The organism is Oerskovia sp. NPDC056781, from assembly GCF_042789955.1.
Lineage (GTDB): Bacteria > Actinomycetota > Actinomycetes > Actinomycetales > Cellulomonadaceae > Oerskovia > Oerskovia rustica.
The window spans coordinates 1-5,949 of record NZ_JBHUAD010000234.1 but is presented as its reverse complement, the minus strand read 5'-3'; the positions used below and the strand labels follow the sequence as shown (position 1 = coordinate 5,949).

The 5,949-nt window shown below is 70.5% G+C and carries 4 protein-coding genes; all 4 read right to left on the bottom strand.

Going from position 1 to position 5,949, the window contains the following annotated elements; translation table 11 throughout:
• Positions 1–46 precede the first annotated feature (46 nt).
• The 4 genes from ACFRCR_RS15960 to ACFRCR_RS15945 all read right to left on the bottom strand — a co-directional run bounded on the left by ACFRCR_RS15960 (position 47) and on the right by ACFRCR_RS15945 (position 5,921).
• Positions 47–1,534 (bottom strand): GH1 family beta-glucosidase, encoded by a 1,488-nt coding sequence (locus ACFRCR_RS15960; RefSeq protein WP_377678872.1) that lies wholly within the window; start codon positions 1,532–1,534, stop codon positions 47–49.
• A gap of 205 nt (positions 1,535–1,739) precedes the next feature.
• Positions 1,740–4,019: an alpha-xylosidase gene (gene yicI / locus ACFRCR_RS15955; protein WP_377678870.1), complete on the bottom strand. Its 2,280-nt coding sequence runs from the start codon at positions 4,017–4,019 to the stop codon at positions 1,740–1,742.
• A 31-nt stretch (positions 4,020–4,050) separates the two neighbouring features.
• Positions 4,051–4,956, bottom strand: a complete 906-nt coding sequence (locus ACFRCR_RS15950; RefSeq protein WP_138823553.1) for a carbohydrate ABC transporter permease — start codon at positions 4,954–4,956, stop codon at positions 4,051–4,053.
• Positions 4,956–5,921, bottom strand: a complete 966-nt coding sequence (locus ACFRCR_RS15945; RefSeq protein WP_377678869.1) for a carbohydrate ABC transporter permease — start codon at positions 5,919–5,921, stop codon at positions 4,956–4,958. The genes ACFRCR_RS15950 and ACFRCR_RS15945 overlap by 1 nt, the downstream gene beginning before the upstream one ends.
• Positions 5,922–5,949: the final 28 nt, after the last annotated feature.

Here is a 5,949-nt window from a genome sequence, read left to right as displayed (position 1 = left end):
CCCCCTCGGGAGGCCCGGACGTCGCGGTCGGGACGTCCCGCCGGGGTCAGACCTCGTCGACCCCGGGCAGCACCGACGTCGTCGCGAGTCGGCGGTACCAGTGGGCCGAGTCCTTCCAGGTCCGGGCGAGCGTGTCGTAGTCGACCCGGATGATCCCGAAGCGACGGTCGTAGCCGTAGCCCCACTCGAAGTTGTCGAGCAGCGACCACGCGAAGTACCCGCGCACGTCGGCGCCGGCGTCGATCGCGGCCCCGACGGCGTCGATGTGGTCGTGCAGGTACGCGACGCGACGGTCGTCGTGGACCCGGGCGGTCCCGTCGGCCTCGACGCTGACCTCGTCGTCGAAGGCCGCGCCGTTCTCGGTGACCATGAGCGGCTGGTCGGGGTAGGCCTGGTGCACCGAGAGCAGCAGCTCGGTCATGCCCGCGGGCTCGATGTTCCAGCCCATCGCGGTGTAGGGGCCGGGCTGCTGGACGAACTCGACGTCGTCGACCCCGATCCACGGGCTGTGGCTCGACGCGCCGTGACCGTCGCTCTCCGAGCGCTCGCCGTCCCCGGAGAAGTGCCGGACGCGCACGGTCGAGTAGTAGTTGACGCCGAGGATCGACAGCGGCTGGCGCACGAGCTCCAGGTCGCCGTCCTGGACGAACGACCAGTCGCTGACGTGCGCGGTGTCCGCGAGCAGGTCCGCGGGGTAGGCGCCGTCGAGCAGCGGGCCGAGGAACGCCCGGTTGGCGAGCGCGTCGATCTTCCGCACGGCGTCGAGGTCGGCGTCCGAGGCGGGGTCGTCGGGCCGGATGACGTGCAGGTTGAGGGTCACCGAGGTCTTGGCGTCCTCTCCCAGCTCGTCGCGGATCGCACGGCACGCGAGCCCGTGGGCGAGGTTGAGGTGGTGCACGGCCGCGAGCGCCGCGACGGGCTCGGTGCGGCCGGGGGCGTGCACGCCCGAGCCGTAGCCGAGGTACGCCGAGCACCAGGGCTCGTTGAGCGTGGTCCACACGTCGATGCGGTCGCCGAGCTCGCGGGCCATGCGGCGCGCGTACTCCGCGAACGCGTGGGCGGTCTCGCGGTTCGCCCAGCCGCCGCGGTCCTCGAGCTCCTGCGGGAGGTCCCAGTGGTAGAGCGTCACGACGGGCTTGACCCCGGCCTCGAGGAGCGCGTCGACGAGCCGCGAGTAGAACGCGATGCCCTCGGGGTTGAACTCCCCCGTCCCGCCGGGCTGGACGCGCGACCAGGAGACGGAGAAGCGGTAGGCGCCGAGCCCGAGGTCCTTGATGTGCTGCACGTCCTCGGCCCACCGGTGGTAGTGGTCGTCGGCGACGTCCCCGGTGTCGCCGTTCAGGGTGCGGCCGGGGGTGTGCGAGTAGGTGTCCCAGATGGAGGGGCCGCGGCCGCCCTCGGCGGCGGCTCCCTCGATCTGGTAGGCGGCGGTGGCCGACCCCCAGAGGAAGTCGGTCGGGAAGGCCCGCCGTGCGGGCGGCTGCCCTGTGGACGGTGCGGGGTCGGCGTCCTGCCGGGTGGCGACGGTGCTCACGGTGTTCCTTCGGTCGGTCGTCGGTGGATGGTCTGACTCAGAGCGTGGAAGCGCTCTCACGTATCGATTCGATCAGCGTACTCACGCGGCCGGGCGACGTCGAGGGCGGGTGGTGAGCGGCGTCGTCGGGCAGGAGGGCTCCCCCGCCCGACGGCGCCGCTCACCACCCCCTCCCGCTCCCCCGCCGCGGGCGCGTGGCCGCGCCTCAGACGGACAGCTCGACGCTGCCCGCGCCCTGCGCCCGGGTCACCAGGTCGCCGAGCTGCACGGCCCACGGTGCGCGGGCATCGTCCGAGGTGACCGTGATTCGCGACCCCTCGCGGACGGTGCGGAACGTCGTGGCCGCGCCCGTCTCGGACGGGACCGTGGTCGTCGAGTCGTGGCCGTCGGGCAGCTCGAACAGGCGCAGGGTCACGCCGTCGGCCCACTCGTAGTCCGGGCGGTCGGTACGCGCGCCGACCGGCAGCACGGTGCCCGGACGGACCAGGAGCGGCAGCGAGTCGAACCCGTGACGCTCCGTCACCCACCGCGGACCCGAGACGGTGCTCCCGTCGAGCAGGTTCGTCCAGCGACCCTCCGGGACGTAGTACTCGACGTCGCCCTCGGCCGTGAAGACCGGCGCCACGAGCAACGAGCCGCCCAGCATGTACTGCGTGTCGACCCCGAAGCCCCCGCGGTCGCCCGGGAACTCGAGCACCATGGGCCGCATCATCGAGATCCCGTCCCGGTGCGCCTCCTCCGCGACCCCCGCCAGGTACGGCATGAGCGAGAGCTTGAGCCGCGTGAACCGCCGGGTGACGTCGACCGCCTCCTCGTCGAACGCCCACGGCACGCGCACCGAGTCCGAGCCGTGCAGCCGGCTGTGCGAGGACAGCAGGCCGAACGCGAGCCACCGCTTGAAGACCCCCGGGTCCGGGACCCCCTCGAAACCCCCGATGTCATGGCTCCAGTACCCGAAGCCGGACATCGCGAGCGAGAGCCCGCCGCGCAGCGACTCGGCCATCGACGCGTACGTCGAGTCGCAGTCACCACCCCAGTGGACGGGCAGCTGCTGGCCGCCCGCAGTCGCCGACCGCGCGAACAGGACCGCGTCCCCCTCGCCGCGCTCGCGTTCCAGGAGCCGGAAGACCGCCTCGTTGTAGAGCTGCGCGTAGTAGTTGTGCATCCTTGCGGGGTCCGACCCGTCCGACCACACGACGTCGTCGACCGGGATGCGCTCGCCGAAGTCGGTCTTGAAGCAGTCGACCCCCTGGTCGAGCAGACCCTTGAGCTTGCCCAGGTACCACTCGGTCGCCTCGGGGTTCGTGAAGTCGACCAGGCCCATGCCCGCCTGCCACTTGTCCCACTGCCACACACCGCCGTCGGACGTGCGGAGCAGGTACCCCGCCTCGCGGGCCTCCTCGAACAGCGGCGAGCGCTGCGCGACGTACGGGTTGATCCACACGCAGATCCTGAGGCCCTTGTCCTTCAGCCGGCCCAGCATGCCCTCGGGGTCCGGGAACGTGCGCGGGTCCCACTCGAAGTCGACCCACTGGTACTCGCGCATCCAGAAGCAGTCGAAGTGGAAGACCGACAGCGGCAGGTCCCGGTCGGCCATCCCGTCGATGAACCCGCTCACGGTCTGCTCGTCGTAGCTCGTCGTGAAGGACGTCGTGAGCCACAGCCCGAACGACCAGCCCGGGACGCGCGCGGGCCGCCCCGTCAGCGCGGTGTACCGCGTCAGGACCTCCTTGGGCGTAGGGCCCGCGACCAGGTAGTACTGGAGCGACTGCCCCTCGACCGAGAACTGCGCCCGGGTGTTGATCTCCGAGGCGACCTCGAACGACACGAGCTCGGGGTGGTCGACGAACACGCCGTACCCGCGGCTGCTCACGTAGAACGGCACGTTCTTGTACGCCTGCTCGCTCGACGTCCCGCCGTCGGCGTTCCAGATGTCGACCGCCTGCCCGTTCTTGACGAACGGCCCGAACCGCTCCCCCAGCCCGTACAGCTGCTCGCCCGGCGCGAGGCTCAGCTGCTCGTGCACGAAGTGCGCACCCCCGTGCGCGGCGTCGGCCTGGACCGCGCCCACGGCCTTGTGCAGGCTCGACGTCACGACCTGCCCGTCCTGCTCGACGTCGACGCGCCAGCCGCCGTCGCGGTGCACCCGCACCGCGAGCGGCCCCGAGCGCAGCACGCCCGCCGCGTCGTCGACCGAGATCTCGGGGCGGAAGCCCTCCTCGCGGTGGAGCTCGAAGTGCGGACCGCGCCGCACCCCGCCGCTCAGGTGCTCGATCCGCACACCGATCACCCCCGGCGCGGGCGACGAGTAGGTGACCGTCAGGAGCGGCCGGTTGAGCGTGTCGCCACGACGCCGGATCACGGCGGTCGGGGCGTACACCGTCATCGTGCCTGCCGCGGGGTCCGCGCGGACGTCGTCGACCTGGGCCGGGTGGAGCGGCGAGAAGCCGTCACGGACCTGCCAGTAGCCGTCGGTGAACTTCATGGGTGCTCGGTTCCTTCGAAGGTAGGTGCGGTCACTTCACGGCGCCGGCCGTGACGCCTCGCGTCAAGGTGCGCTGGAAGATCAGGAAGAAGATGACGGCGGGGACGAGCGAGACCAGCGCTCCCGCGTTGGTCGTCGTGGCGTCCATCATCCGGTCGCCCTGGAGCGAGGCCAGCGCGATCGGGATCGTCTGCGTCGCGTTGGTCGTCAGCATGACCAGCGGGATGAAGAACTCGTTCCAGGTCCAGATGAAGAAGAAGATCATCAGGACCGAGAGCGTCGGCCGTACGACCGGGAAGACGATCTTCCACAGGATCTGCCAGCGCGTGGCGCCGTCGAGCGCCGCGGCCTCGAGCAGCGCGGGCGGGAACGTGCCCAGCACCGACGACAGGAGGTACGTGCCGAACGCCGACTGGATGACCGTGAAGATGATGATCACGGACCACTGGGAGTTCGACAGGCCGACCTGCTGCGCCATGGTGAACAGCGGGTAGACCAGGGCCTCCTGCGGCAGCATGTTCGCGAGCAGGAACAGCATGATGATCCACAGCCGCCCCTTCACCCGGCCGACACCGATCGCGTAGGCGTTGAGCAGCGAGAGCAGCGTGCCCCCGATCGCCACGGCGGCCGAGATCCAGATCGAGTTGAGCAGCTTCTGCGGGAAGTCGACCCGCTCCCAGAACGCCACGACCCCGTCGAAGTACAGGTGCGTCGGCCAGCTCAGCGGACCGTCCTGCGAGTACTCCGCGGGCGACTTGAACGCGTTGAGGAGCATGATGACGAACGGGGCGAGCATCAGGAGCGCGAACAGCGCCGCGGCGGCGAGCACGAACCAGCGCCCGATCCCCCGACGGTGCCGCTGGTCGGGGCGCGTGGCCCGCAGGACCTGGTCCCCCGTGGTCTCGTCGACGGACGGGGACAACGTGTCGGTGGCCATCAGCGGCCTCCTTCTTCACGGCGCTCGGCGCGGGCCTGCAGGGCGAGGATGACGAGGGCGACCACGACGATCACCAGGGTCAGGACGGTGGCCACGGCAGCGCCGTAGCCGACCTTCGACTTGTCGAAGAAGTTGAGGTACGAGTAGTAGCTGGGCACGAGCGTCGAGCTCTCGGGACCACCACGGGTCAGCACGTAGATCGGGCCGAAGACCTTGAGCGCCGCGACCGTGCAGGTCAGGACCACCACGAACGTCTCGGGGCGGATCTGCGGCATCGTGATCGCGCCGAACCGGCGCCACCACCCGGCGCCGTCGAGCTCGGCCGCCTCGTACAGCTCGGGGTCGACCCGCTGGAGCGCCGACATGAAGATCACGACCGGGTAGCCGATCTGGACCCAGACCAGGACGGCCATGACCGTGGGCAGCGCCGTGGTCGTGGACCCGAGCCAGTTGGGCGGGTTCTCGAACCCGATCGAGCGCAGGACCACGTTGAGCGCGCCGGTCTGGGAGTTCAGGATCCAGTTCCACAGCACGCCCGCGACCGCGACCGGCAGGATCTGCGGCAGGTAGTAGGTGGCGCGCAGGAAGGCCGCGACGCCGCCGCCGAACCGGCGTCCGAGGTAGTCGAACAGGACGGCCGCCAGCACGAGCCCGATGATCGTCGGGACCACGACCATCGCGAGGATCATCGCGACCGAGTTCCGGAACGAGGTCCAGAACTGCTCGTCGGCCATGAGGGCGGCGTAGTTGTCGAGCCCCACGAACTTCTTCGGGGCCATGCCGCCCTTCCACTTGAAGAGGCTGTAGTACACGTTCGTGGCGAACGGGATCAGGATGACCACCGTGAAGGCGACCGCTCCCGGGATCAGGTAGGGCAGGTACCCCACCCAGCGGGGTCTGCTGCGCCGCGAGCGCGCGGCTCGTGCTCGCTCGACCACAGGGGCCGGCGTCTTGACAGTGCTCATGGTCTTTCCTCGTCGGTCGGAGTCCTCG